This window comes from Chitinophaga polysaccharea, assembly GCF_902150045.1.
GTDB classification, from domain to species: domain Bacteria; phylum Bacteroidota; class Bacteroidia; order Chitinophagales; family Chitinophagaceae; genus Chitinophaga; species Chitinophaga polysaccharea_A.
In genome coordinates this window covers 2,317,382-2,341,437 of record NZ_CABFVU010000001.1, presented here as the reverse complement: position 1 = coordinate 2,341,437, position 24,056 = coordinate 2,317,382, and the positions used below count along the sequence as shown (strand labels likewise).

At 46.7% G+C, this 24,056-nt stretch carries 24 protein-coding genes; 10 read left to right on the top strand and 14 right to left on the bottom strand.

All coding sequences use genetic code 11. From position 1 onward, the window contains the following. The first annotated feature begins 116 nt into the window (after window positions 1-116). Both FN124_RS09520 and FN124_RS09515 read left to right on the top strand, forming a co-directional pair. Entirely contained in the window at window positions 117-1,556 is a 1,440-nt protein-coding gene (locus FN124_RS09520; RefSeq protein ID WP_185937143.1) for a sensor histidine kinase, read from the top strand. Between the two features lie 17 nt (window positions 1,557-1,573). Further along, window positions 1,574-2,260 carry a response regulator transcription factor gene (locus tag FN124_RS09515; RefSeq protein WP_142684495.1) on the top strand — a complete coding sequence of 229 codons (687 nt, stop codon included), beginning with the start codon at window positions 1,574-1,576 and terminating at the stop codon, window positions 2,258-2,260. Here FN124_RS09515 and FN124_RS09510 read toward each other — a convergent pair. Continuing rightward, window positions 2,257-3,093 carry a sensor histidine kinase gene (locus tag FN124_RS09510; protein WP_142684494.1) on the bottom strand — a complete coding sequence of 279 codons (837 nt, stop codon included), beginning with the start codon at window positions 3,091-3,093 and terminating at the stop codon, window positions 2,257-2,259. The two genes, FN124_RS09515 and FN124_RS09510, sit on opposite strands and share 4 nt — an antisense overlap. A 102-nt stretch (window positions 3,094-3,195) precedes the next feature. On the opposite strand from FN124_RS09510, the gene pheS reads away from it, so the two are divergent. The 3 genes from pheS (at window position 3,196) to FN124_RS09495 (ending at window position 6,212) form a co-directional block, all read left to right on the top strand. Continuing rightward, complete coding sequence (pheS, locus tag FN124_RS09505) at window positions 3,196-4,224, top strand: phenylalanine--tRNA ligase subunit alpha (protein WP_142684493.1); 1,029 nt, start codon at window positions 3,196-3,198, stop codon at window positions 4,222-4,224. Window positions 4,225-4,314: 90 nt separating this feature from the next. Next, on the top strand, window positions 4,315-5,166 hold the full coding sequence (locus FN124_RS09500) for a 3-hydroxyacyl-CoA dehydrogenase NAD-binding domain-containing protein (RefSeq protein WP_260607381.1): 852 nt from the start codon (window positions 4,315-4,317) through the stop codon (window positions 5,164-5,166). A gap of 50 nt (window positions 5,167-5,216) precedes the next feature. After that, window positions 5,217-6,212 (top strand): NAD-dependent epimerase/dehydratase family protein, encoded by a 996-nt coding sequence (locus tag FN124_RS09495; RefSeq protein WP_142684492.1) that lies wholly within the window; start codon window positions 5,217-5,219, stop codon window positions 6,210-6,212. A 162-nt stretch (window positions 6,213-6,374) separates the two neighbouring features. Here FN124_RS09495 and FN124_RS09490 read toward each other — a convergent pair whose 3' ends face one another. From FN124_RS09490 to FN124_RS09430, 13 genes are all read right to left on the bottom strand, one after another. Then, complete coding sequence (locus tag FN124_RS09490) at window positions 6,375-7,046, bottom strand: hypothetical protein (RefSeq protein WP_142684491.1); 672 nt, start codon at window positions 7,044-7,046, stop codon at window positions 6,375-6,377. 60 nt (window positions 7,047-7,106) lie between these two features. Continuing rightward, window positions 7,107-8,054: a UDP-3-O-(3-hydroxymyristoyl)glucosamine N-acyltransferase gene (locus tag FN124_RS09485; protein ID WP_142684490.1), complete on the bottom strand. Its 948-nt coding sequence runs from the start codon at window positions 8,052-8,054 to the stop codon at window positions 7,107-7,109. Window positions 8,055-8,619: 565 nt separating this feature from the next. Then, window positions 8,620-9,978, bottom strand: a complete 1,359-nt coding sequence (hemN, locus tag FN124_RS09480) for an oxygen-independent coproporphyrinogen III oxidase (RefSeq protein ID WP_142684489.1) — start codon at window positions 9,976-9,978, stop codon at window positions 8,620-8,622. Next, on the bottom strand, window positions 9,962-10,693 hold the full coding sequence (locus FN124_RS09475; RefSeq protein ID WP_142684488.1) for a sulfite exporter TauE/SafE family protein: 732 nt from the start codon (window positions 10,691-10,693) through the stop codon (window positions 9,962-9,964). The genes hemN and FN124_RS09475 overlap by 17 nt, the downstream gene beginning before the upstream one ends. A gap of 42 nt (window positions 10,694-10,735) precedes the next feature. Continuing rightward, on the bottom strand, window positions 10,736-11,173 hold the full coding sequence (locus tag FN124_RS09470) for a FixH family protein (protein WP_142684487.1): 438 nt from the start codon (window positions 11,171-11,173) through the stop codon (window positions 10,736-10,738). A gap of 40 nt (window positions 11,174-11,213) precedes the next feature. Beyond that, on the bottom strand, window positions 11,214-12,599 hold the full coding sequence (gene ccoG / locus FN124_RS09465; RefSeq protein WP_142684486.1) for a cytochrome c oxidase accessory protein CcoG: 1,386 nt from the start codon (window positions 12,597-12,599) through the stop codon (window positions 11,214-11,216). Window positions 12,600-12,632: 33 nt separating this feature from the next. Further along, window positions 12,633-13,700, bottom strand: a complete 1,068-nt coding sequence (locus FN124_RS09460; protein ID WP_185937142.1) for a cbb3-type cytochrome c oxidase N-terminal domain-containing protein — start codon at window positions 13,698-13,700, stop codon at window positions 12,633-12,635. Between the two features lie 10 nt (window positions 13,701-13,710). After that, window positions 13,711-13,890, bottom strand: a complete 180-nt coding sequence (locus FN124_RS09455) for a CcoQ/FixQ family Cbb3-type cytochrome c oxidase assembly chaperone (protein ID WP_142684484.1) — start codon at window positions 13,888-13,890, stop codon at window positions 13,711-13,713. A gap of 11 nt (window positions 13,891-13,901) precedes the next feature. Next, window positions 13,902-16,046, bottom strand: coding sequence for a cytochrome-c oxidase, cbb3-type subunit I (gene ccoN, locus FN124_RS09450; protein WP_142684483.1), 2,145 nt, complete (start codon window positions 16,044-16,046; stop codon window positions 13,902-13,904). 30 nt (window positions 16,047-16,076) lie between these two features. Then, window positions 16,077-16,235, bottom strand: a complete 159-nt coding sequence (gene ccoS / locus FN124_RS09445) for a cbb3-type cytochrome oxidase assembly protein CcoS (RefSeq protein ID WP_142684482.1) — start codon at window positions 16,233-16,235, stop codon at window positions 16,077-16,079. 6 nt (window positions 16,236-16,241) lie between these two features. After that, entirely contained in the window at window positions 16,242-16,532 is a 291-nt protein-coding gene (locus FN124_RS09440; protein ID WP_142684481.1) for a cupin domain-containing protein, read from the bottom strand. A gap of 192 nt (window positions 16,533-16,724) precedes the next feature. Continuing rightward, entirely contained in the window at window positions 16,725-19,160 is a 2,436-nt protein-coding gene (locus FN124_RS09435; protein WP_142684480.1) for a heavy metal translocating P-type ATPase, read from the bottom strand. A 99-nt stretch (window positions 19,161-19,259) separates the two neighbouring features. Then, window positions 19,260-19,970 (bottom strand): Crp/Fnr family transcriptional regulator, encoded by a 711-nt coding sequence (locus tag FN124_RS09430; RefSeq protein WP_142684479.1) that lies wholly within the window; start codon window positions 19,968-19,970, stop codon window positions 19,260-19,262. A 54-nt stretch (window positions 19,971-20,024) separates the two neighbouring features. On the opposite strand from FN124_RS09430, the gene FN124_RS09425 reads away from it, so the two are divergent. The 5 genes from FN124_RS09425 to FN124_RS09405 all read left to right on the top strand — a co-directional run bounded on the left by FN124_RS09425 (window position 20,025) and on the right by FN124_RS09405 (window position 23,903). Then, entirely contained in the window at window positions 20,025-20,621 is a 597-nt protein-coding gene (locus FN124_RS09425; RefSeq protein WP_142684478.1) for a pseudouridine synthase, read from the top strand. A gap of 114 nt (window positions 20,622-20,735) precedes the next feature. Further along, complete coding sequence (locus tag FN124_RS09420; RefSeq protein WP_142684477.1) at window positions 20,736-21,611, top strand: YicC/YloC family endoribonuclease; 876 nt, start codon at window positions 20,736-20,738, stop codon at window positions 21,609-21,611. Window positions 21,612-21,626: 15 nt separating this feature from the next. Beyond that, window positions 21,627-22,115 (top strand): gliding motility lipoprotein GldH, encoded by a 489-nt coding sequence (locus FN124_RS09415; protein ID WP_142684476.1) that lies wholly within the window; start codon window positions 21,627-21,629, stop codon window positions 22,113-22,115. Further along, a complete protein-coding gene (locus tag FN124_RS09410) occupies window positions 22,112-23,131 on the top strand; it encodes a sensor histidine kinase (RefSeq protein ID WP_142684475.1) in 1,020 nt (339 codons plus the stop codon). The genes FN124_RS09415 and FN124_RS09410 overlap by 4 nt, the downstream gene beginning before the upstream one ends. A 61-nt stretch (window positions 23,132-23,192) precedes the next feature. After that, window positions 23,193-23,903 carry a response regulator transcription factor gene (locus FN124_RS09405; protein WP_079471554.1) on the top strand — a complete coding sequence of 237 codons (711 nt, stop codon included), beginning with the start codon at window positions 23,193-23,195 and terminating at the stop codon, window positions 23,901-23,903. Window positions 23,904-24,056: the final 153 nt, after the last annotated feature.

The following is a 24,056-nucleotide window of genomic DNA, read 5'->3' as shown; positions in this document are numbered from 1 at the left end:
ACTGTTAAGGGCTGTCTGTAAGCGTTAATATTCCTTATTTACTGTTAATTACTGTTAAGGGATTGTCTTGTTTTCCCTGCGGAATGGATAGTTTTGTAAGGATCTTAAAATCTTTCATGCGACAAAGAATCAGAAATATTCTCATCCTCATGTCTGTCTGTATCCTGGGCATATTTCTGTTCCAGGGGTACTGGCTGTATAATTCTTACAAATTAAGGGAGGAGCAGTTTAATAAAGAGATCAATGAATCGCTCCGGATGGCAGTATTCAATAAACAGTTTTCTGATGTACGCCGCTATATCCGCTATTTTGGAAAGGATAAAGACTCACTGAAGCTGCCCATGCGCGGACTGGCCAACCAGCTGGAAGAAATCGGGATGCCCCGGGGCCGTCATTTCAAAAGCCAGCGCTTCGACCGTTACCCCGGCCCTCCTCCTACAGAAGCTACCCCGGGCGACTCGCCCAGCACGGTATATGTGGATACACTGGCGAGGCAGATCTCTGAATTCCTCATTACCAGCAACTTACATAACGATAGTACCAATCTTAAAAAACTGGACTCTGTATTCAAAGTGGAGCTGGCCAACCGGCAAATTGCCACGCCTTATGAACTGGATACCTTCCACCTGAACTATAGCGGCTTTGAAAGAGAAACATTCAGGGACAGTATCCGGCGCAGAGAGCCCAGGCAAACAGCCAAGATCCCTTTTAATCCTGCCAGTAACCTGTTTGTACAGGCCAGCTTCGATTCTCCCCTGCAGTTTATTTTACAGAAGATGATCTGGACCCTGCTCAGCTCACTGGTATTACTGGTACTTACTACCCTCAGTTTTATATACATGCTCAGAACCATCCTGAAACAGAAAAAGCTGTCGGAAGTAAAGAATGATTTCATCAACAATATGACGCATGAGCTGAAAACGCCTATTGCCACGGTGTCTGCAGCGGTGGAGGCATTACAGAATTTCAATGCCCTGAACGATCAGCGTAAAACACAAACCTATCTCGACATCTCAAAGAATGAGCTGCAGCGCTTGTCCGACCTCGTGGAGAAAGTATTGCATATTGCTGCCGAAGAGAAAGAAGATATAGAACTGTTCCGCGAAGAAACAGACCTGAATGAAGTAATTGACAACATACTTTCCAATCACCAGCTGAAAGCCGGAAAACAGCTCCAGGTCCGATATGATAATAACCTGGCGGGTAAAACGGTGTACGTGGATAAAACCCATTTAGCCAATGCTGTCAACAACCTGGTGGATAATGCCATTAAATATTCAGGGGAGAATGTACAATTGTACCTGCAAACCAGCCTGGAAAATGGTATCTTAAAGATCAGGGTGAAGGACAATGGTATTGGTATTCCTAAGGTATACCAGAGTAATATTTTTGATAAATTCTTCAGGGTGCCCACCGGTAACCTGCATAATGTAAAGGGGTTCGGCCTGGGATTAAGTTATGTGCAGAAAATAGTGGCTATGCATAGCGGCTCCATCCATGTGCAAAGTGAGCCTGATAAAGGCAGTGAATTTACGATTATCATCCCTTCTGCTTAACCATATAAAAGAGATTTATGCCCAAAGTATTATTGATAGAAGATGAGGTACAGCTCGGACAAATCGTGAAAGACAGCCTTGAAATGAGGGGGTTCGAAATGTTGTATGCAGCCGATGGTAAAGAAGGACTGCGCATATATCAGCAGGAACGCCCTGATGTGGTGGTGTTGGACATCATGATGCCTAATATGGATGGCTTTTCTGTGACCGCGGAAATCCGTAAGCAGGATAAATTCACCCCCATCATTTTCCTGACTGCCAAGTCGCAAACGGCCGATGTGGTGAAAGGATTTGAACTGGGCGGAAACGATTACCTGAAAAAGCCCTTCAGTATGGATGAGCTGATAGTGCGTATTACAGCACTGCTGAAACGCTTTGGCGACAATCCCGGCGCCCGCCAGATGGAAGAAGGCGCAGTGACCATTGGCCAGTACATCTTTAACTATACCAAGCAAACCCTTACCAGGAATAATTCCATTGAATTCCTGTCGCACCGCGAAGCTGCTATTTTACGCCGTTTATACGACAACAAGAATGAAGTGATGGAGCGTAAAGCTGTGTTACTGGATCTTTGGGGAGATGATAACTTTTTTAATGCCCGCAGTATGGACGTATTTATTACGAAGCTCCGCCGGTACCTGAAAGATGACTCCCGTGTTCAGATTGTAAATATCCGTGGGGTGGGATATAAGCTGATCTTTTAATGGTTCATTGCCGGGTCGGATTCGAAGGTGATGCATACCCGGGTGCCTTCCACGGTATTCCCTGCGCCAGGCAGATCGGAGATTTCAATATTGAATTGTTTATGGTACATGTCGCGGTAAAGGGTGGCCCTTTCCATGCATATTTCCATGCCCCTGGAGTGATGGTTGCCGCTTTTCAGCCCGTCATGATGATATTGCAGGGCCTGCACTCTTCCTATGCCGTTGTCTGTTATTTCGCAGGTATATACGTTAGGCGCCAGCTGTATCCACTGAACCTGTAAGTGCCGGTTTTTATCCTTATGCATCAGCCCATGCCAGATGGCATTTTCCACGAAAGGCTGTACCAGCATACAGGGTACATACAGCTGCATTGCAGCGATCCGGGGATCGATAAAGAGCGTATACTCAAACCCGTTATTGGTGCGTAATTGTTCCAGTTTCAGGTAAAGTTCCAGCATGTCCGTTTCTTCCTGTAACGGGATAAAATTCTTATCTGCCAGCATTAATACTTTTCTCAGCAAGCCGGCAAACCGGGCAATATATTCCTGTGCCAGAGCGGTTTCCCCCATCATTAGCGTGGTATAGATACCGTTGAGGCAATTGAACTGGAAATGGGGGTTTACCTGCGACTTCAGATTTACGAGCTTAAGCTCTGTCAGCTGCTGGCTTAAAAGATGGGTTGCTTCTTCCTGTTGGTGGTTTTTCCGGATCAGAGCTTCGCTACTGCCTTTGAGAAGAAGGTAACGGGAACGGTAATGGAGGGAGAGGAGAAAAAGAATGATAATGCCGGCTGCAGCCAGTAACAGCATAACAGTGTTTATAGTGACAGGCATAACCCTCTTGATTTGCTCACGAAAATATACGTCATTTCCGGCAAAAAAGGAGCAGGGGGGAAACCTCGCCAGTTTACGCCTAAACGCTTATCTTTGTTGTTTATGGAACAGTTAGTACAGCAAATAGCAGCCTACAAAGAAGAAATAGCGGCTTTTATGCCTGCCGGCGCAGCGGATCTGGAACAGTACCGCATAAAATTCCTGGGTACAAAAGGTATTGTGAAAGCTCTTTTCGGGGAGATGAAACAGGTGCCAAACGACCGTAAGAAAGAGTTTGGCCAGATATTAAACGAATTTAAGCAACTCGCAGAGGCCCGCTATGAGCAGTTCAGTGACCTGAAAGAAGCTGATGGCGCCGATGCCGGCGATATAGATTATACTTTGCCGGCAGCTCCTCACCGCCTGGGCACCAGGCATCCTATCAGCCTGGTTAGGAATAAGATCATCCGCATTTTTGAGCGGCTGGGCTTTACCATTGCCGAGGGCCCGGAAATTGAGGACGACTGGCACAACTTCACTGCGTTGAACCTGCCGGAAAACCATCCGGCCCGTGATATGCAGGATACGTTCTTTATCAGTAAGAATCCCGACTGGCTGCTGCGTACCCAAACTTCTTCCGCCCAGGTAAGGGTAATGGAAGAGGGTAAATTGCCTATCCGCATTATCAGCCCGGGAAGGGTATATCGTAACGAAACAATTTCCGCCCGCGCGCACTGCTTCTTCCACCAGGTAGAAGGATTGTATATAGACGAGAATGTTTCTTTTGCAGATCTCAAACAAACACTGTATCACTTTGTTCAGGAAATGTTTGGCGAAAACACGGGTATCCGTTTCCGCCCTTCTTATTTCCCATTCACGGAGCCAAGCGCAGAAATGGATATTGTATGCTTTATCTGCGGGGGTACCGGTTGTAATGTATGTAAACAAACCGGCTGGGTGGAAATCCTCGGTTGCGGAATGGTACATCCAAAGGTACTGGCCAACTGTGGGATAGATCCTGAAAAATATTCCGGCTTCGCTTTTGGGATGGGAATAGAAAGGATCACCATGCTGAAATACCAGATCAAAGACCTGCGCCTGTTCTCTGAGAATGACACCCGTTTCCTGGAGCAGTTTGAAGGGGCAGTATAAATATTATTACCAGGCTATTTGGTTTTCACATAAATGCAGCGGAATTTCTCCGCTGCATTCATGTGAAAACCGGATGAAAAACCTCAAAAAGTGATTCAAACTATTGCCGTATGCGGCGCCGGTACTATGGGTGCCGGGATAGCACAGATAGCAGCCTATAGCGGATTTACTACTTTGTTGTTTGATATACGGCAGGATGGTCTAGACAAGGCCAGTGCACAGATTGAGAAGAGCCTGACAGCAGCCGTAGAAAAAGGTAAACTGACCCCTGCAGATAAAGCCGGCGTGCTGCAGCGGCTTCGTTTTACCAGTAATATCAACGAATGCGTAGCCGATGTGATCATAGAGGCTATTGTAGAAAGGATAACCGCCAAAACCGCACTCTTCAACCAGCTCACAGCTATCAATTCCGCCGAAACTATTTTTGCCTCCAACACATCTTCCCTGTCTGTTTCTGAAATTGCTTCCGCCGTTAATGTTCGCCCATCGAGGGTGGTAGGAATGCACTTCTTTAATCCTGCACACCTGATGAAACTGGTAGAAGTAGTAAGCGGAAAAGAAACAGCCCCGGAAGTGGCCGAAGCCATCTATGAGCTGGCGCAGAAAATGGGAAAAGTACCGGTAAGGGTGAAAGACTCCCCCGGCTTCATTGTGAACAGGGTGGCCAGGCATTATTACCTGGAGGCCATGCATATCGCAGAACAAGGTTTGGCCGACTTCAGCACTATTGACCAGTTGCTGGAAGCTGCCGGGTTTAAAATGGGCCCGTTTGCATTAATGGACCTTATAGGTAACGATATCAACCTGGCAGTAACACAGTCGCTGTACGATGCCTTTGAGCAAGCGCCCCGTTTTAAACCGAATGCACTGCAGGAACAAAGGGTGAAGGAAGGAAAGCTGGGACGTAAAACAGGATTGGGTTTTTACAGGTACGAACAATAACAGGTTTTAGTTATTTTTGAACCTTCTTTAGAAAAAGAATTTTAGTCTTCATGATTTTAGTAACCGGCGGTACAGGTTTTTTGGGTAGTCATTTAATAAGGGCATTGGTTGCTGCAGGGAAACCTGTGAGAGCATTGTACCGCAAACAACCTTCTCCCCGGTTGCAGGATATTTCAGATAAAATAGAATGGCTACCGGGTGATATCCTGGATGTGTGCGCCCTGGAAGATGCCATGCAAGGTGTAACACAGGTATATCACTGTGCTGCCGTAGTTTCTTTTCAGGCCGCAGACAAAGACCGGCTCCTGAAAATTAACGTTGAAGGCACCGCCAATGTAGTGAACATGGCATTGGATGCAGGGGTTAAAAAGTTGTTGTATGTAAGCTCTGTAGCGGCTATTGGGAGGGCAAAGCCCGGGGCTGCTGTAAATGAGGAATGCGAGTGGGAAGACAGTAAAAACAATTCCCGCTACAGCATCAGTAAGTTCCAGGGAGAAATGGAAGTCTGGAGAGGTATTGCAGAAGGGCTTGAAGCTGTGGTGGTAAATCCTTCCATTATCCTGGGCGCCGGATTCTGGGACGATGGTTCCGGCTCCCTGCTCAAAAACGCCTGGAAGGAATTCCCTTATTATACACAGGGTGTAAACGGTTTTGTAGATGTAGAAGACGTGGTAACTGCCATGATCCGGTTGATGGACAGCAATATTAGTGAGCAACGGTTCATCCTGTCGGCCGACAACTGGAGCTACCTGCAATTATTTACCACGATGGCACAGGCGCTTGGTAAAAAACCGCCCCATATTGCTGCAAAACCATGGATGGCAGAAGTTGTATGGCGGCTTGAAAAGGTGAAAGGGCTATTTACCGGCAAGCAACCACTGATTACCAGGGAAACTGCCCATACAGCACAGCTTAAGGTGTACTATGAAAACAAAAAGATCTTAGCCGCCTTACCGGGGTTTCAGTTCCGCCCACTGGAGGAAACCATCCGTAATATTTCGGCTGCCTACCTTCGCGAACGGGGTGTGGCCTCTTCTCAGGATTAAAGCGGATTTTGTCTTGGAACACTGATTTCACTGATTTCGCTGATATTTTTTTAAGCGGTTAAAAATTAAGGGAGACAGAAGCAAGTTATTTGCTTTTGTCTCCCTTAAATATTTCAAAAATATCAGCGAAATCAGTGTTCCAAGACAAAACCCGCGTGTTACTCAAAACAGGAAAGCAGCTATTGCAGCGGCTAATGTTTTGGCTATTTCAGGAGGCACCTCTTTACCCATCCATACCCTGGGTTTTTCACCGGGGATCACTGCCGCCACGGGTTGCCCGCGGTACTGAAATTCATAGCACACATTTTCATAAGAATTTACCTTACCATACCGGTTATTGGCAGTAATACGTATATCTGTATCCGTAGATCTCAGCACACCTGCCGGTTTGTTTTCATTCAACTCCAGGTAATGAGGGCTCTTAACAATCATTTCCCAGCGTTTTAAAGGCTCATTCCTGGTACCGTTGATCAGTGCGTAGCGAAGCTCTGTACCGGCCGGTAACCCGCTTAAATAGGCAGGTAAATCACGGTTCGAGAACACAATGGCGGCAGTATTCATAGTTTGAATCAACAGGTGCTCCTCATTACCGTTCAGATAAAAATTAAAGGCGTTTTTAGGGTCTTTGATGAAGGTTGCTTCCGCTACCCCATTTTTACGGGAAGTAGTGGAATAAAGGCCAAAAGAAATGGTTTTAGCGGTAAGCCAGCCGTCTTTCACCTTCACTGGCCACTCCTGGTCGCTGGTGTATAAGGATGATTTGGCAATGGTGGGCTTGGTGGTGGTACAGCTCCAGAACAGCAGGGGGAGTAAAGCAATAGAGAGATATTTCATGAAACGGGTGGTTTGACTATTAAAACGCCGGGTGCTTGTTAGTGCTCCCGGCGTTAATGATTATCTGGATTCTTTCAGTTTTGCCCACATCTCAGGGATACGTTTTACCCAGGCGAGTTCTTTCTTTTTTACCCTGGCATCTTCTGCGGGGGTACCGAAATATACTTTGCCTCCTTCCAGGGATGAGGGTACGCCGCTTTGTGCAAGTACAACGGCGCCTTTACCGATAGTAAGATCTTTATTTACTCCTACCTGGCCCCAGAGGATTACATTGTCTTCGATTTTAGCTTTGCCGGCCACACCTACCTGTGCGGCAATAAGGCAGTTCCTGCCTATCACGGTACCATGACCTACATGGATCATGTTATCCAGCTTAGTACCCTGGCCAATGATGGTATCACCACTTACGCCTTTGTCGATAGTACAGCCGGCGCCCAGTTCCACATCGCTTTCAATGATCACTCTTCCGCAGCTCTCCAGTTTATCGTACATCACTTCCCGCTCAGCTCTTTTCTTGAAGTAAAAAGCGTCTGCACCAAGCACAGTACCTGCATGAATAATTACGTTGTCGCCAATTTCACAGTAGTCGTAAATGGTAACGTTGGGATGAATGAGGCAGTTCCGGCCGATGCGCACATGGTTGCCAATGAATACGTTGGGCTGAATAATAGTGCCCTCTCCTATCACGGCGCTGTCGCTGATGGCTTTGGTTGCTGCCTCAAATGGCCTGAATCTTTTAACCAGTTTTACATATGCACTGAACGGGTCGTCCAGTACCAGGATTGCCTTACCTTCAGGACAAGGCACTTTTTTGTTAATGATAATGATAGTTGCTGCCGATTGCAGACTGGCGTTATAGTATTTCTCAAAGTCAACAAACGAAATATCCCCCGGTGTAACCTTATGTATTTCATTGATGCCTGTGGCCATCAGTTGGCTGTTGCCAACCAGCTCTGCGCCTATATATGCTGCTATCTCCGTTACTGCAACAGGTACTTCGAACTTCATATACTCTGAATTATTGAATGATGTTTAAGAAGCAACAAAGGTAGTAAATCGGCAATTGCAACAATCAAAATATGAAGGCATGATAACCGGGATTGGAAAGTTTCAATCTACTGTTATCCACAATTATTTTAGTAGTGTGAATAAAATTTTTTGTAAATTTTTTCTTTTGTGATGAAATTCTTTTTAATATTGTGTAGGGAATTTTGTTTCCCTGTACTTACTAACCCATTCACATAACAAGAAAGTCTGATTGTTCCAACGGTCAGACTTTTTTTATTGCCTTTGAAACCCGCATGAATAAAGCGTTACAGCAGATTGTATTTTCATCTTACCAAAATTCACACTTCTCTGATCCTCTTTTTTATACCCTTTTCCCGGTAAATGCATAAACCGGTTGACGTCCTCTTTTTTTCAGATTTTGGGTTTTTCTACCCCAAAAGCAGGGAATTGTCTTATCCGGGATTATGATGATTATGATGATTTGAGTTTTTATTTGTTTTTGCATTTATCCGCTCAATTAAAAAAGTAATCATCATAATCCCGGATAAGGCAAAAGCAAGAGGCTTTATATAGCTGTGCTAAATAATTGTGAATGTGGTACTTGTCGCCACAGTCTTGCATCAAAGGCCATACAAATGTTACGGATAAACGGCCTTCCACCAGGCGTTACCAACACCTTCTGAGGCAGTACCTGTACCAGGCCATCCTTCTCCAGCTCCTGTAATCGCTGCAGCCCTTCAGTTACCGCATCGCACTGTGTATCTGCATTGTTCCAGGTAGTTTCAAACCTGCACATCAGCTCATGAATATGCTTACGCAGCAATCCGTCTTCTTCATTCAGGATATGGCCCCGCACAACCGGAAACCAGCCTTTGTTCACCAGCTCCTGGTACTTATCTACCTTCTTCTCATTTTGAGCATAGGCATACCAGCTGTCGCCAATAGAAGATGCTCCCAAACCAACCAGCAGTGACGTATGGGATGCCGTGTATCCCATGAAGTTACGGTGCAACCTGCCTTGAAGGAAAGCATTATGCAATGCCTCTCCGGGCAGTGCAAAATGATCCATACCAATCTCTGTATAACCATTGCCGTCGAACAGTAATTTACCCAGCTCATACAGCTGTCTTTTTTCTTCATCTTTAGGAAGATCCGCTTCAGTATAGCGTCGCTGACCGGTCCCTTTTATCCAGGGAACATGTGCGTAACTGTAAAAAGAGATCCTGTCGGGGCGCAACCGGACAACCTTATCAATAGTGTCCTGCATACTCTTCAGTGTTTGTAACGGCAGCCCGTAAATAAGGTCGAAATTAACAGAGGTAAAGCCGATCTTCCTGGCGTTCTCTACTACGGAAGCCACCATCCCGAATGGTTGCAAACGGTTTATGATTTCCTGTACCCGCATATCAAAATCCTGTATACCTAAACTGATTCTCCTGAAGCCCAGGTTGTACAACTGCTGGAGATGCTCCGGCGTGGTATTGCCCGGGTGCCCTTCAAAGCTCAGGCTGGCATCGGGCAGCAGTTCTGCTGTTTGATAAATCCCGTTCAGCAACATCGCTAAATTTGCTGCACTGAAAAAGGTGGGAGTACCTCCGCCAAGATGTATTTCCCGGATATGCGGGCGCCCGCCGAAAGTATCAATGTACAGCTGCCACTCCTTCAGCAATGTTTCAATGTATGGCACCTCTACCCCATGGTTAACGGTAATATGCTTATTACAACCACAGTAAGTACACATACTTTCACAAAAAGGCAGGTGAATGTATAAACTGATCCCGTCTTTACCGTTCGACTCCCGGAAGGAACGCTGCAGTAACGTTTCCCATTTTTCAGGATGAAAGGTATGCTCGTCCCAGTACGGAACAGTAGGATAACTGGTGTACCGCGGTGCGGCCACATTATATTTACTGATGAGGCTCATGTTGATTGGATGGTTTATGACAACAATTTTCAACTACATGTTCAGTACCGGATGTGAGCACTGGGCTGATGTAGGGAATGCCCAGGTTCAGGCCACGGAGGATCAGCAACACACCCATGATACTGACTGCTACCGGCATCATGCGGCGTATCCGGTTGCGTACCGGTAAGCTAACCAGGTAACTGAAGTAAGTAACACCGGCCATTGCGGGTAAGGTACCGGCGCCAAAGGCTGCCATGAACAGCATTCCTTTCAGCACGTCGCCGGAGGCAATGGCACCGGTAATGCCCAGGTATACCAGGCCACAAGGCAGAAGCCCGTTCAGGAAGCCAATGGCATACAAAGTGCTGAAACGCTGCTCCCGTAACAGGCTTCCCAAAAGGGATTTTATCTTTGAAGTAAAAACTCCGGGGAGATGCCTGCCTTTTGTTAATCTTACGCCCGCACTTTTCAATATCACCAGCAACAGGAGTAAACTACCGGTAATGATCGATAGCCACTGCTGCAACCCACCCAGGTATAACTGCCTGCCCAGCCAGCCAAAGAACAATCCAAGAACAGAATAGGCGCTGATACGGCCCGCATTGTATAACCCAATGCCCGCCAGCTTCCTGGCGCCCGTAAGATGCTGTACAGGTAGTGTTAACGCAATGGGGCCGCACATGCCTATACAGTGAAAGCTGCCCATAAAACCCAGTATGAAAGAGGCGATCATAATGCGTATATCTTTTGTAATTTTTTAAATAACTAACATGGCTCAATTAATATTTACCAATTGTTCCTGGTAGTAAGGCAAATTGTTCATGGTCCACGCCACTTTCACTTTATACGGTCCGCGGATAAACAATCCCTTATCAATAAACTGTTGCCCCTGCAGATCAGGTTGAAGTGGAAGCAATACATCTTTACCGGAATCAGAAGGCCGGTAAAAAATGAGTTTGCCGGTGATGGACCGGTTACGCAGCTCAGGCGGAAAAGAGATCCGTATTCCGGTATCTTCCTGCGATATATTTACCGGGGCCGACAGCCTGCCCGCGTTTTCTTTTCCATCAATTACCTGTTGGTATTTCAGTTCTTCGCTGTAGTAGTCTGGTGTTACCATGTCAATCCTGGTACGCATGCTTTTGGTGACGAGCGCTAAAATACCGGCTGCAAATACTGCGAATACTATGATGATCTTATGTCCCCAGTTCATGGTAATATTTTTTTAAGATGATATAAATGACCTATCCTGTTTATTGCACCGGTCCTAAAAACGTGGTGCGTATACGGCTGATCCTTTCTTCTTTCTCATAAAGGCCGACGTACAAAGCAGATTTACGTCGATGCACGGATACTTTTGGTAACACGATAAAGAAGGTGCCTTCTCCCTGTCCCTCTGCCTTTACATGGATCACAGCATTACCGATCATGGAAACAACCCCGCTCTCATCTTCCAGTTTCAGCTCCACAGGGATGTCCCTGCCTGTTTTATTCACGAGCTTTATACGGTACAGGTTCGATAAGCTATCCGCCCCCCTTTCCTGGTACAGCATACCCGCAGTGCGCATAATAGTGCCGCTAACCGGTTTCCGGCTTCCCAGCATAAAACTGATAGCGGTGAGCAAAATTGCCAGCACAGCGGAGTATACTTTAAGACGGGGTGTGAAACGTAGCTTTTGTTTGCTGGCAATGCCGTTTTCAGAAGCATACCGGATCAGTCCTTTCGGCCGGCCGGTTTGTTCCATCATGAAATCGCATGCATCAATACAGGCAGTGCAGTTCACACATTCCAGCTGGGTGCCGTTCCGTATATCTATCCCCGTAGGGCATACCTTCACGCACTGCATGCAGTCGATACAATCGCCATGTGCCCGGGACTCATTTTTGCGGAATTTTCCCCGGGGCTCCCCTCTTACGTAATCATATGCCACCAGGATAGAGTTCCTGTCCAGCAACACGCCCTGTAAGCGGCCGTAAGGGCATACAATCGTACAGATCTGTTCCCGCATAAAGGCAAACACGCCATAGAATACCCCGGAGAACACCATGATGGCGATAAAACCTCCGGCATGTGATGACAATGGCTCGTTGATAATTTTTTCCAGTGCTCCGGCCCCGATAATATAAGCGAGGAATATGTTGGCAATAAGGAAAGACAGGGCATAAAAAGCAATATGTTTCCCTGTTTTCCGGATAATCTTGTTAGTGTTCCATGGTGATTGCCGTAACATTTTCTGCGCAGCGGCGTCCCCTTCTATCCAGTATTCCAGGCGGCGGAACAACATTTCCATAAAAATGGTTTGGGGGCACATCCATCCGCAGAAAAGCCTTCCGAATGCCATTGTAAACACTACTATAAACAGAATGAAGGCCAGCATTGCCAATCCGAAAATGAAAAAATCCTGCGGCCAGAAAATAGCGCCAAAAAGGATGAACTTCCCTTCCACCACATTCAGCAAAAACAAAGGCCTGCCATTTATGGAAATAAACGGCAGGCTGAAGAAAACACTAAAATACAGGAGGCTAACCAGGCTACGGATATTATACCAGCGGCCTTTAGGCTGCTTTGCGTATATCCAGCTGCGTTTGCCCTGCCTGTCAACGGTAGCTATTGTATCTCTGAATGTGCTGTTGGTCATAACCGATGCTTTATTCTTTTTGTCCCTGATGCTTTATTCTTTTTGTCCCTGCGGTTCTTTGGCATTCGGTGGGTTGGTGCCATATAAAGTTTTGATGTAGCAGGCTACCTGCGCCAGTTGCTTAGGTGAAAAATCTTCCTTCCAGGATTTCATTCCTTTGTCGGCCACACCGTACTTGATTGTTTTAAATACTTCATTGAGCTTACCGCCATGCAGCCAGTAATCGTCTGTAAGATTGGGCCCCACCACTCCTTGTCCCTGCGGGCCATGACAGGGTGCACAGTTGGAGATAAATATCTTCTGACCTGCGGCTATATCGGCTGGGTCGGTAAGCATGGTTACATTGTTTTCATCGATGTTATTGGCGGTTTTCTTCAGGTATTCCTGTTTGGCAATAGCAGCCATCTTTTCTGCTGCGGCCAGTTCTTCCAGCTGGCTGGGCGCTGAGTGGGAAATTTCCGTACGCCAGAAGTATACCACACCAAAACAAACGGTGAATATAAATCCCCATTTCCACCAGGGAGGCGTAGGGTTATTAAGCTCATGGATGCCGTCGAAGTTGTGCCCCATGTCTTCTTCTGCTTCTGCGGCGGCGTCCACCGTTTTGGTTTTATTGATCTTTTCCAACCAGGTCACCCGTGGTTTATCCGGAGCGGGTTTTTTTGCCGGTTTGGATCTTCTTTTGATGCCCACCAGGTAACGTAGCAGGAATAAAAGGCTGATGATCACAGACAGCTCCAGTATAATAACGGATACCAGCAGGTAGAAAGATGTTTGCGACAGCCTGGTAACCTCCGGGTTGCTGGCGTAGCAGGCCTCCTGTGCGAAGGCGCTGTTCCCGATGAGCGTCAGCACAACAATCCCCCCGGTTACCAGCATCTTGCCGGCATCTTTCTTCATCTTTTCCCGGAAAATATCCATAGCGCCCAGTACCGCGTTGGCAAGGATGCCAATGGCCAGTAATAATCCTCCGGCTACTGCTAGTAATACAAGGGCTATCGGATCGGATAGCCCGGAAGACCCCTGGGTTCCGCTATCTGCGAAGGCGTGGATACTGCATAATAAACTGCCGGTCAATAGCTGTATAAACTGCTTATTCATGATGTTTCTTTTATTGGGGATTTGCATCGTCATTTTCTAATGGAATACGGCTGATATGATCCACCATTTTTTTATCGGCTTTCAAAGCCCAAAGTGAAGCGGCTACAAAAAAGGCAGTAAATAACAGCAACGATGCCATCGGGTAAACACTGATGCCGGATATAGATTCCAGGTAGTTAATGAACTTCATGGTATTGTATTTTAAAATTCAGTTTTATCCGCTACCGGTGAAGGTTGGGGAGCTGATTTAATATCTCTTCCCATCCTTTGCAGGTAGGCGATTAGCGCGATAATTTCACGATCGGCTTTGATCGGTACCTTATCCTTTTGCAGGGATGCAGTAATTTCTTGTGCCTGTTTTTCAAGATCGACATTGGCCTGTTGTTCATAACCGCTGGCATAGGGAACACCCAGTTTTCGCATCACGTTGATCATAGCAGGCGTTTTGCTTTTATCTACCCTTTGTTCAAACAACCACGGATAAGCAGGCATAATAGAGCCTGGCGACATAGAAGTGGGATCGAGCATATGGTTGAAGTGCCAGGAGTCAGGATATTTGCCGCCAATCCGCGCCAGGTCCGGGCCGGTACGCTTGGAGCCCCATTGGAAAGGATGATCGTATACAAACTCGCCAGCCTTGGAGTATTCGCCATAACGGGCTACTTCATCACGGAAAGGACGGATCATCTGTGAGTGACAGGTATAACAGCCTTCCCGGAGGTAAATATCCCGGCCATGTAGTTCCAGTGGCGTATAAGGTTTTACGCTGCTGATGGTTGGGATGTTACTGCGGATAAGAAAGGTTGGCATCATTTCCAGTAGTCCGCCAATAGCTACCACCACCAAACTGAATACCACCAATTGTATGGGCCGGCGCTCTATCCAGTTGTGCCAGTGCGTTTTACCGTGCGTAACAATTTCTTTAGGTAATGCCGGGGCTTCTGCTGCTTCGTTGGCAATAAATGCACCTTTCCGGATCGTTTTGGAGAGGTTTACCACCATAAGTACCAGGCCGCTGATGTATAATATGCCTCCTAGTGCGCGCAGCGCATACATAGGCACTATGGTGGTTACTGTTTCCAGGAGCTGGTATTTCAGTTGCCCTTCTTCCGTAAACTGTTTCCACATCATACTCTGTGTAAAGGCTGCCCAGTAAAGAGGAATTACATAAAAGATGATGCCCAGTGTGCCAATCCAGAAATGGGTATTGGCCCATTTGCGGGAATAAAGCCGGGTGCCGAAAATGCGGGGGATCATCCAGTAAAGGATACCAAATGTAAGGAAGCCATTCCAGCCGAGTGCACCTACGTGAACATGCGCAATAGTCCAGTCGGTATAGTGACTGATGGCATTCACGTTTTTCAGTGACAGCATCGGTCCTTCAAAAGTGGCCATACCATAGCAGGTAAGTGCCACCACAAAAAATTTCAGGATGGCATCTTCCCGCACGCGGTCCCATGCGCCGCGCAGGGTGAGCAGGCCGTTGAGCATACCTCCCCAGGAAGGAGCAATAAGCATAATACTAAAAGCAGTTCCCAATGATTGCGCCCATTCGGGCAAAGCGGTGTACAGCAGGTGATGCGGGCCGGCCCAGATATAGATAAAGATCAGCGACCAGAAATGGATGATAGACCAGCGATAGGAATACACAGGCCTGTTGGCCGCCTTTGGCACAAAGTAGTACATCAGTCCAAGGTAAGGGGTGGTGAGAAAAAATGCCACTGCATTATGCCCGTACCACCACTGTACCAGCGCATCCTGTACGCCCGCATACCAGCTGTAGCTTTTGAACAGGGATAAAGGAAATTCAAAGGAGTTAATAATATGCAGCATAGCAATGGCTACCCATGTGCCAATGTAAAACCATATGGCTACGTATAAGTGTGATTCGCGCCTGCGAAGGATAGTGCCCAGCATATTGGCGCCGAACACCAGCCATATAAGCGTAATGGCAATATCGAAAGGCCACTCCAGTTCTGCATATTCCTTGCCCGTGGTATAACCCAGGAACAGCGTAAGGGCGCCTCCTGCAATAATGGCCTGCCATCCCCAGAAATGGATCTTACTCAGAAGATCGTTGAACATACGCGCTTTACAAAGCCGTTGCAGCGAATAATATACGCCCATGAAAATACCATTGCCCACAAATGCAAAAATGACGGCGTTGGTATGTACGGGCCTCAGCCTGCCGAACGTGATGGGTGCAAACCCCATGTTAAGACCTGGAAGCACCAGTTCCAGCGCTGCCCACAACCCGGCCAGCATGCCTATCAGCCCCCAGAACATACAGGCATAGGCAAACCATTTCACCGTGCGGTTGTCGTAATAAAATTTTTCGAGTGACATAGCGGTATTTGAAGGTGTTGATAAATGCGTTTATTCGTTCACGTTATCAGTCTTATCGTCAAAAAGAATGCGGTGCGCCGGTGAGAAATCATCTTCGAACTGACCATTTTTTACCGACCAGATAAAGGCGCCAAGGAAGCCCATTGCTACAAGTAAACTAACACCCAGTAAAATGATGATAACGCTCATGGTTATTTATTTAATGAGGATAAATCGTGCTGTTTCCAGTGCCTGCAGTGCATGTATTTCGTTGGCGCCAAAGGAGAAAACATCACCGGATCCGAGGATAGTCACTTCTTCATTGAGCATAAACGCTACCCTTCCTTCCAGTATAAGTATCATAGCATGAGCAGCCGATGTATGCGGCGGAATCTGGTGCCCCTGCTGCATAATGAGCAGCGTGGCGTCAAAGCGTTTTGTTTTCAGTATAGCACAACTCTTCACTTTTTCATTTCCCGCTACCTGCATTACGTTCATTCCTTTCATGGCTGTTGTGTTGTGATGTAATTACCATGCTTCTTTTTGCGGCATGCCTCACCCGTTGCGTGTAAACAGCCTTTTCAGCGGCTGTTTACACGCCCATTTCGCACGGGCTTATTTGAGGTGTTGCTTAGATTCTACTATGTATCGTATAATAGCAAAGGTAAAAGGGGCTTATCGTTACCACAATGATTTTACTCAACCTGGAATATGACTTTTATCATTCAATTGCGCTAACGCTTTACTGTAAAGTATTTTACCCTGCCATTCGCTGCATGCAAAAGTGATCAGGATAATGCTGACAGAACTGGCAGGCATCAGTATGGCAGCTACCAGCGGCGATAAGATCCCCTGCACAGCAAAGTATAAACCGGTAATATTATATAGCAGCGACAATGCAAAACTGACCAGGATAATCCGTTTGTTTGCTTTGCATAAACGGATGAAAGACAGCAGCAGGGGTAATTGCTGTGCATGTAATATACCGTCGCTTGCCGGTGTAAAATTGTTGCTGTCTTCTGTTAATGAAATACCGATATCGCTTTGTTTCAGCGCACCGGCATCATTTAATCCATCGCCGATCATCATTACCTTTTCTCCTTTTTTTTGCAGGGAGATGATATAAGCGAGTTTATCGGCTGGTTGTTGTTCAAACATGAGCGTGGCGTCACTGTCCATCAGCTGCTGCAGCTGCCTGATAGTATGGTTGTTGTCGCCGGAAAGTACAGTCAGCATATACCTGGTTTGCAGTTGCTGTATCAGCGGCCGCAAGCCGCTGCGGTAGCTGTTGCGGATCGTAAATAAACCGTAAAGCTTTTCGTTGATAGATACATAGACTACACTTCCCGTTTGTTCATTTTTACGGTGGGCGCCGGTGAAATCCGCATTGCCCAGCCGGATAAAGTGTCCTTCCACCCAGCCGCATACGCCTTTGCCGGGGAACAACCGGAAATCGTTTGTTTGTTGTGGTAATGGATCACCGCAATACTGAACTATTGCCCTGCTTAAGGGATGCGTGGATTGCGCTGCCAGCGTGGCTATTCTTACTTCCTGCGCAGGGGTAAGCGGGTTGCCGTAATAGATAACGGAACTACCTGTTTTGCCGGTGAGAGTACCTGTTTTATCGAATACAATATGGGTAACGGCAGCCATATTTTCAATGGCCTGGGCATTGCGCAGGTAAAGCTTATGCCGGCTCAGGATCCGCAGGATATGCCCGTTGGTAAAGGATGAGGCCAGAAGCAATGCACAGGGGCAGGCAATGATGAGGATAGCTGTAACCGCAGGCCATATACGGCCGGGCTCATACAACCACCAGTAGCAGGCAGTGAGTGCGGCAATCAATAGTACTATCCAGGTAAAATAACGGCTCAGCAGATGTACAAACGATACCTGTTTCTCTTCTCTGTTTTTTAGCTCATCGCGGTTCCATAAACTGGTCAGGTAACTTTGCGCCACCTCCTTTATGACCAGTATTTCCAGGTTACCATCCAGTTGCCTGCCACCGGCATAAATAATTTCCCCGATAGCCTTGCTTACAGGAGCGCTTTCCCCTGTAACAAAGCTGTAATCTATCAGCGCTTTGCCTCTTACAATAATGCCATCCGCAGGCACCAGCTCGTTGTTATGGATGCGAATGGTATCGCCGGATCTGAGTTCCGGCAGCGCTACAGGAATTTCCTTTTCTTCTTTTATAACGCTAACGGCTATAGGAAAATAGGCGGTGTAGTCCCGGTCAAATGAAAGCCCGCGATAGGTTTTATCCTGTAACACTCTTCCTGTAAGCATAAAAAAAACAATACCCGTCATAGAATCAAAGTATCCCGGCAGGCCATTGAATACTTCCGAGAGGCTACGCACAAAAGTGACGAAGATAGCGAGTACAATAGGTATGTCGATATTGAGGAAGCCATGCTTTAAGCCGCTCCAGGCCGACTTATAAAATGCCTGTGCGCTATACAGCAATACAGGCAATGCCAATACCAGGTTCATATACCGGAACAGCTGGTTAAATGTAGCATCAAGGCCACCCGCGCCGGCAAAATAGTCGGGGAAGCTCAGCAGCATAATATTGCCAAAGCAAAATCCTGCAACGCCCAACTGGTACACCAGCTGCCGGTTAACAGCAGGTTTTTTGTGTTGCAGGTCCTGCAGGCTGATATAAGGCTCATACCCGATAGCCGTTAAAACTTCGGCGATCTTTCTTAAAGAAGTAAGAGTGTGGTTATAAATGACCAGCACTTCTTTCTTACTGAAATTAACAGTTACCCGCTGTACTCCCTCCTCTAAACGATGCAGGTTTTCCAGCAGCCATAAACAGGAGCTGCAGTGGATCTGTGGTATATAAAAGGAAATATGTGTTTGGGTATCATCTTTGAAAAGATGGAGTTGTTGTGCAATTTTCTCATCATCGAGGAAGGCAAACTTCTCGCTTCGCACCGCTACCCGCCGGCTGATACCTGGTTTGGAATTAAGGTCATAATATTCACAAAGATTGTGCTGGTGCAGTATTTCATATACTGTTTTACATCCTGTACAACAGAATACCTTATCCTGTAAACTAATATCGTTATCAGTACAGTTTTCCCCGCAGTGATAGCAGGCAGTATGGGTATTGGCGGAACAAGCGGGCATGAGGATGGTCTTTTGAACTGTTACAAAAGTACCGGTAGCTGCAGAGGGCGGCAATGATATGCGTCAAGGGGGAATATGATATTTGTCAGGAACGCGGTATTAATCCTGAAGATTGGCGGTTCTGATGATCTCGTCCATATCCAGCAGGCGGATCTTTTTACCTTCCAGCTCTATCATGCCGTCTTTTTTGAATTCAGAAAGCAGACGGATAGCGGATTCTGTGGCGGTGCCTACCAGGTTGGCGATCTCTTCACGGGAGAGGCGGACGCTGAGGGTATGGCCGTCTTCTTCAAGCCCGTAAGTTTCCTTTATAAAGAGCAGTGTTTCGGCAAGGCGCTCTCTTACCGGTTTTTGCGCAAGGTGGGTGATTTTCAGTTCAGCTTTGCGCAGCTCGCTTGATAAAATGCGCATCATTTCAAAAGAAAGGGATGCGTCTTTTTGCAGAATATTGAGAAACAGATCTTTAGGTATAAAACAGATGGAAGAGTCTTCCAGGGCAGTAGCAGTAGCCGTATATCTCTCGTTACTCAGCAGGGCTTTGTAACCCATGATATCCCCGGCTTTGACCAGGCGTATAATCTGTTCCCGGCCGTCATCTCCACTGTGCGACAGTTTTATTTTGCCATCGTTTACGCAGTATACGCCAAAAGGATAGGCGCCTTCGTGGAAAATCACCTGGCCTTTCCTGTATACTGAGCATACTTTGGCATCCGCAATCTGATCGAGATTGCATTGTTCCGCCTTGCAGAATATTGACGAGAAACGATCCTTGCAATGATGACATGAAGGATTGTGGAACGGTGTAGCCATAATCAATTTGCAAAAGTACTAAATTACGGCTCCTTAACCAAAGCAAAAGCATTCGTGGCGCTTTATTATTATATTATTTATAAACCATATGAGGTGTTAACCCGGTTTACACCGGAAGGAAACAAGGCCTGCCTGGCAGACTATTTTAAAGTGCCTCCGGATGTATACCCGGTGGGGCGTTTGGACTACGACAGTGAGGGGTTGCTGATTCTTACAAACGACAAAGCGTTGAATCAGCAATTGCTGTTACCGCAACATGCCCATGAGCGGGAGTACTGGGTGCAGGTGGATGGCGCTGTTACGCGGGAAGCTGTACAGCAGCTCGAGGCTGGTGTGGAGATCAATGTGGATGGTAAGCTATACCGCACCAAAAGGTGCCGGGCAGAGATATTTGATGAAGAACCGTTATTACCGCCACGTAACCCACCCATCCGTTTCCGTAAATCTATTCCCGCACCCTGGATCAAAATGGTACTGCAGGAAGGTAAAAACAGGCAGGTGCGGCGTATGACAGCCGCTGTTGGTTTTCCTACGTTGAGGCTTGTCCGTTACCGTATGGAGCTTATCACGGTTGCAGGCATGCAGTCGGGCGACATTATAGAACTGGGCAGGGAAGAGATCTACCGGAAATTGAAATTGAAGGCACGCTGACTATTGTATGCCTGGCGCAAAGAGATCCCCCGGTTGACTGCGGCTCCTGCTTTTTGCTTTAAGCTTTATGCTTTCAGCTTTTTTAACTAGGTTTGTCACCTACAAATTTGTATTATGCTGAAATCAATGACCGGCTTCGGAAGGGCAGAAAGCGCAAGAGGCGAAACTAGTATCGTAGTGGAGATCAAATCGCTGAATGGAAAGCAGTTTGAGGTGAATCTGAAGTTTTCTCCTTTGTTAAGACCCTATGAATTTGACATCCGTACCCTTATGCAGCAAACCTTGCAGCGCGGAACCCTGGATGCAACAATCAATATCCGCCAAAATGGCGCCACCCGCCCGGTTGTGATTAATACAGACCTTGCAAAATATTACTATCAATCTATTACCATGCTGGCCAACCAGCTGGAGCTCCCCCAGGGGGATATGCTCAATGTACTGATGAAACTGCCCGAAGTGGTAAGTCCCGCTACAGAACAAATGACCGAAGAAGAATGGAAAGATGTGGAAGATACATTGCGGGAAGCACTGATAGACCTTGATACGCATCGCCAGGATGAAGGGCTGATGCTGGAAGCCGATCTGCAGCAACGCATCGATAATATAGACGTATATATGCAGAAGGTCCGTGAACTGGACCCGCTCCGCAAAGACCGTATCCGTCAGCGTCTTGAGGGGTTGCTGGCTGAGCATGTTGGAAAGGAGAATGTAGATGCCAACCGCCTGGAACAGGAACTGATCTTCTACCTGGAAAAACTGGATATCTCGGAAGAACTGTCACGCCTGGAAAACCACCTCCGGTATTTCAGGGAAATTCTGAAAGACAGCGATTCTGCCAAAGGAAAGAAACTGGGCTTTGTATTACAGGAGATAGGCCGTGAAATCAATACTACCGGCTCCAAAGCCAATGATGCCGGTATACAGCAATGGGTGGTGCTGATGAAAGATGAACTGGAAAAAGCCAAAGAACAAGTATTAAACGTTTTATAGTAAGGCGAACACCGTATGAACAAACTTTTCATGGTCACAGCAGGCTTGTTTCTTTTGGCTGCAGCCTGTAAGCCACCTAAAATGGACACTTACGAAAAGAACCTGGAAATTCCCGGGCATGAGTGGACATATGATTATAAACCATCTTTTGAAGTAAAAATACAACCGGAAGATACTGCGTACCTTTACAATATCTGTGTAAACGTCAGGCATACAGACGCCTATCCTTACAGCAATATATGGATGTTAATAGGCACACAGTATCCTGGCGACAGTATAGCAAAGGAACAACGGGTAGAACTGCCGCTTGCTGATGTAACCGGCAAATGGTCCGGTTCCGGCCTGGATGATATTTATGAGCATCGTATCTTCATCCAGCAACGTGCTATTTTTAATAAACCGGGTACCTACAAGTTTACTTTTGAACAAAATATGCGGCAAAATCCGCTCCCCTATGTGATGAATGTTGGCTTGCGGATTGAGAAAGCCGGCACAAGGCCATGATGAAAAGAATTTTCAATAAAATGCAGGAAGGAAAGTCCGTTTCCTTCGTTTATTTTTTAGTAATGGCGTATACAATTGCCGCACTGGTATGGTGGGGCATTTTGCTGTTCAGACAAAGTGAACAGATCCGCGCCTTCGAACAACAAAACCTTTCCCTCAGGGTAGATAGTCTTGCCCAACCGGTGGAGCACCAGCTGGAACTACAGCGGATCAATAAAGAAGAGCGGATGCGCGCTTTCAAATACCTCGGTGAAGGCCTTATCTTTTTAGGGATCATTTTACTCGGCGCGCTCTTTGTATACAGGGCGGTGTGGAAATATATGAAGCTCAGCAGGCAACAGCAGAATTTTATGATGGCAGTTACACATGAACTGAAATCGCCTATCGCTGCAGCCAAGCTGAATCTCGAAACTATCCGCAAACACAGGCTCGATGAAGAAAAGCAACTGAAGCTGATCAATAACACCATCCGGGAAACCAACCGTCTCGACCAGCTATGTAATAACATCCTGCTGGCAGCGCAGCTGGAAACACACAAGTACCAGGTGTTTAAAGAGCCCCTGGATTTTTCAGCCCTGGTGGAAAACAGTATCAAAGATCTCGGCGGCCGCATTGGCACCCACCAGATCATAGCAGACATATTACCGCATGTGTGGATGGAAGGTGATAAGCTGACCTTACAAATTGTGCTGAGCAACCTGGTGGAGAATGCAGCAAAATATGCCCCTAAAAATACCACCATCTTTGTAAAACTCTTTGAAAACAACCGGCAGCTGAAATTACAGGTGATCGATGAAGGCCCGGGAATCCCGGAAGAAGAAAAACTCAGGATCTTCCTGAAATTTTACCGGGTAGGCAATGAAAATACCCGGAGAGCAAAAGGCTCCGGCCTCGGCCTGTTCCTCACGGCCAAGATAGTGGAACAGCACCGTGGCAACATTGAAGTGAAAGACAATGTACCCACCGGCAGCTGTTTTGAAATATCATGGCCTGAATATTCCGTGCAAACGGCGTAAATTAGATAACGGATTGATGAATACCGGGATCCGGATTCGATGTAAAATCAAACAATAACACATGAAGGAAGCGACAAAGGCATCAATACTGCTGGTGGAAGACGAGGAAAATCTCCAGGAAGCCCTGAAGCTGAACCTGGAGCTGGAAGGTTACGAGGTTACCGCAGTGGACAACGGCACAGCTGCACTGAAAGCAGTTAAAAACGAATATTTTGATCTCATTATACTGGACATTATGCTGCCTGAAATGGATGGTATCGCCGTATGCGAAAACATCCGTATTCAGAATAATGAAATCCCCATTCTTTTCCTGAGCGCCAAAAACAGTAGCGCCGACCGCGTACTGGGCCTCAAAAAAGGAGGCGATGACTACATGACCAAACCCTTTAACCTGGAAGAACTCCTTTTAAGGGTGGAAAAACTCATCGTAAAAAATAAAAAGATCCAGGACAAAGACAGTGTACCCAATGTATACCGCTTTGGTGATAACGTAATAGATTTTGCCGCACAGGAATGTGTAGGTAAAGATGGTAAACATTATGAACTGAGTAAGAAAGAAGCCATGCTGCTGAAGCTGCTCATCGAAAATAAAGGGGAAGTGGTTACCCGTGAGAAGATCCTCCAGGTGGTTTGGGGTTACAACGTGTATCCTACCACGAGGACCATCGATAACTTTATCCTCAATTTCCGTAAATATTTTGAAGAAGACAGCCGGAACTCCCGCTACTTCCACTCCGTAAGAGGTGTGGGCTATAAGTTTACGGAAGCCTGATACCAGCGCTGGGCAAATGCAGCAGTAGATAAGTATAGTCATCTCCGCTGTATTTGCTTAAAGCTGAGGGCCCATTTTCCCAACAGCCACTTTTCACCCCATTCTCCCCAGTTTCCGGTAAAAACCCGCCTCATAGTAAATCCCACTTTCTAT

Excerpts from the sequence above, each read along its gene's own strand:
- FN124_RS09520 (WP_185937143.1), top strand. The coding sequence starts at position 117 with ATGCGACAAAGAATCAGAAATATTCTCATCCTCATGTCTGTCTGTATC.
- FN124_RS09515 (WP_142684495.1), top strand. The coding sequence starts at position 1,574 with ATGCCCAAAGTATTATTGATAGAAGATGAGGTACAGCTCGGACAAATC.
- FN124_RS09510 (WP_142684494.1), bottom strand. The coding sequence starts at position 3,093 with ATGCCTGTCACTATAAACACTGTTATGCTGTTACTGGCTGCAGCCGGC.
- pheS (WP_142684493.1), top strand. The coding sequence starts at position 3,196 with ATGGAACAGTTAGTACAGCAAATAGCAGCCTACAAAGAAGAAATAGCG.
- FN124_RS09495 (WP_142684492.1), top strand. The coding sequence starts at position 5,217 with ATGATTTTAGTAACCGGCGGTACAGGTTTTTTGGGTAGTCATTTAATA.
- FN124_RS09490 (WP_142684491.1), bottom strand. The coding sequence starts at position 7,046 with ATGAAATATCTCTCTATTGCTTTACTCCCCCTGCTGTTCTGGAGCTGT.
- FN124_RS09485 (WP_142684490.1), bottom strand. The coding sequence starts at position 8,054 with ATGAAGTTCGAAGTACCTGTTGCAGTAACGGAGATAGCAGCATATATA.
- hemN (WP_142684489.1), bottom strand. The coding sequence starts at position 9,978 with ATGAGCCTCATCAGTAAATATAATGTGGCCGCACCGCGGTACACCAGT.
- FN124_RS09475 (WP_142684488.1), bottom strand. The coding sequence starts at position 10,693 with ATGATCGCCTCTTTCATACTGGGTTTTATGGGCAGCTTTCACTGTATA.
- FN124_RS09470 (WP_142684487.1), bottom strand. The coding sequence starts at position 11,173 with ATGAACTGGGGACATAAGATCATCATAGTATTCGCAGTATTTGCAGCC.
- ccoG (WP_142684486.1), bottom strand. The coding sequence starts at position 12,599 with ATGACCAACAGCACATTCAGAGATACAATAGCTACCGTTGACAGGCAG.
- FN124_RS09460 (WP_185937142.1), bottom strand. The coding sequence starts at position 13,700 with ATGAATAAGCAGTTTATACAGCTATTGACCGGCAGTTTATTATGCAGT.
- FN124_RS09455 (WP_142684484.1), bottom strand. The coding sequence starts at position 13,890 with ATGAAGTTCATTAACTACCTGGAATCTATATCCGGCATCAGTGTTTAC.
- ccoN (WP_142684483.1), bottom strand. The coding sequence starts at position 16,046 with ATGTCACTCGAAAAATTTTATTACGACAACCGCACGGTGAAATGGTTT.
- ccoS (WP_142684482.1), bottom strand. The coding sequence starts at position 16,235 with ATGAGCGTTATCATCATTTTACTGGGTGTTAGTTTACTTGTAGCAATG.
- FN124_RS09440 (WP_142684481.1), bottom strand. The coding sequence starts at position 16,532 with ATGAAAGGAATGAACGTAATGCAGGTAGCGGGAAATGAAAAAGTGAAG.
- FN124_RS09435 (WP_142684480.1), bottom strand. The coding sequence starts at position 19,160 with ATGCCCGCTTGTTCCGCCAATACCCATACTGCCTGCTATCACTGCGGG.
- FN124_RS09430 (WP_142684479.1), bottom strand. The coding sequence starts at position 19,970 with ATGGCTACACCGTTCCACAATCCTTCATGTCATCATTGCAAGGATCGT.
- FN124_RS09420 (WP_142684477.1), top strand. The coding sequence starts at position 20,736 with ATGCTGAAATCAATGACCGGCTTCGGAAGGGCAGAAAGCGCAAGAGGC.
- FN124_RS09415 (WP_142684476.1), top strand. The coding sequence starts at position 21,627 with ATGAACAAACTTTTCATGGTCACAGCAGGCTTGTTTCTTTTGGCTGCA.
- FN124_RS09410 (WP_142684475.1), top strand. The coding sequence starts at position 22,112 with ATGATGAAAAGAATTTTCAATAAAATGCAGGAAGGAAAGTCCGTTTCC.
- FN124_RS09405 (WP_079471554.1), top strand. The coding sequence starts at position 23,193 with ATGAAGGAAGCGACAAAGGCATCAATACTGCTGGTGGAAGACGAGGAA.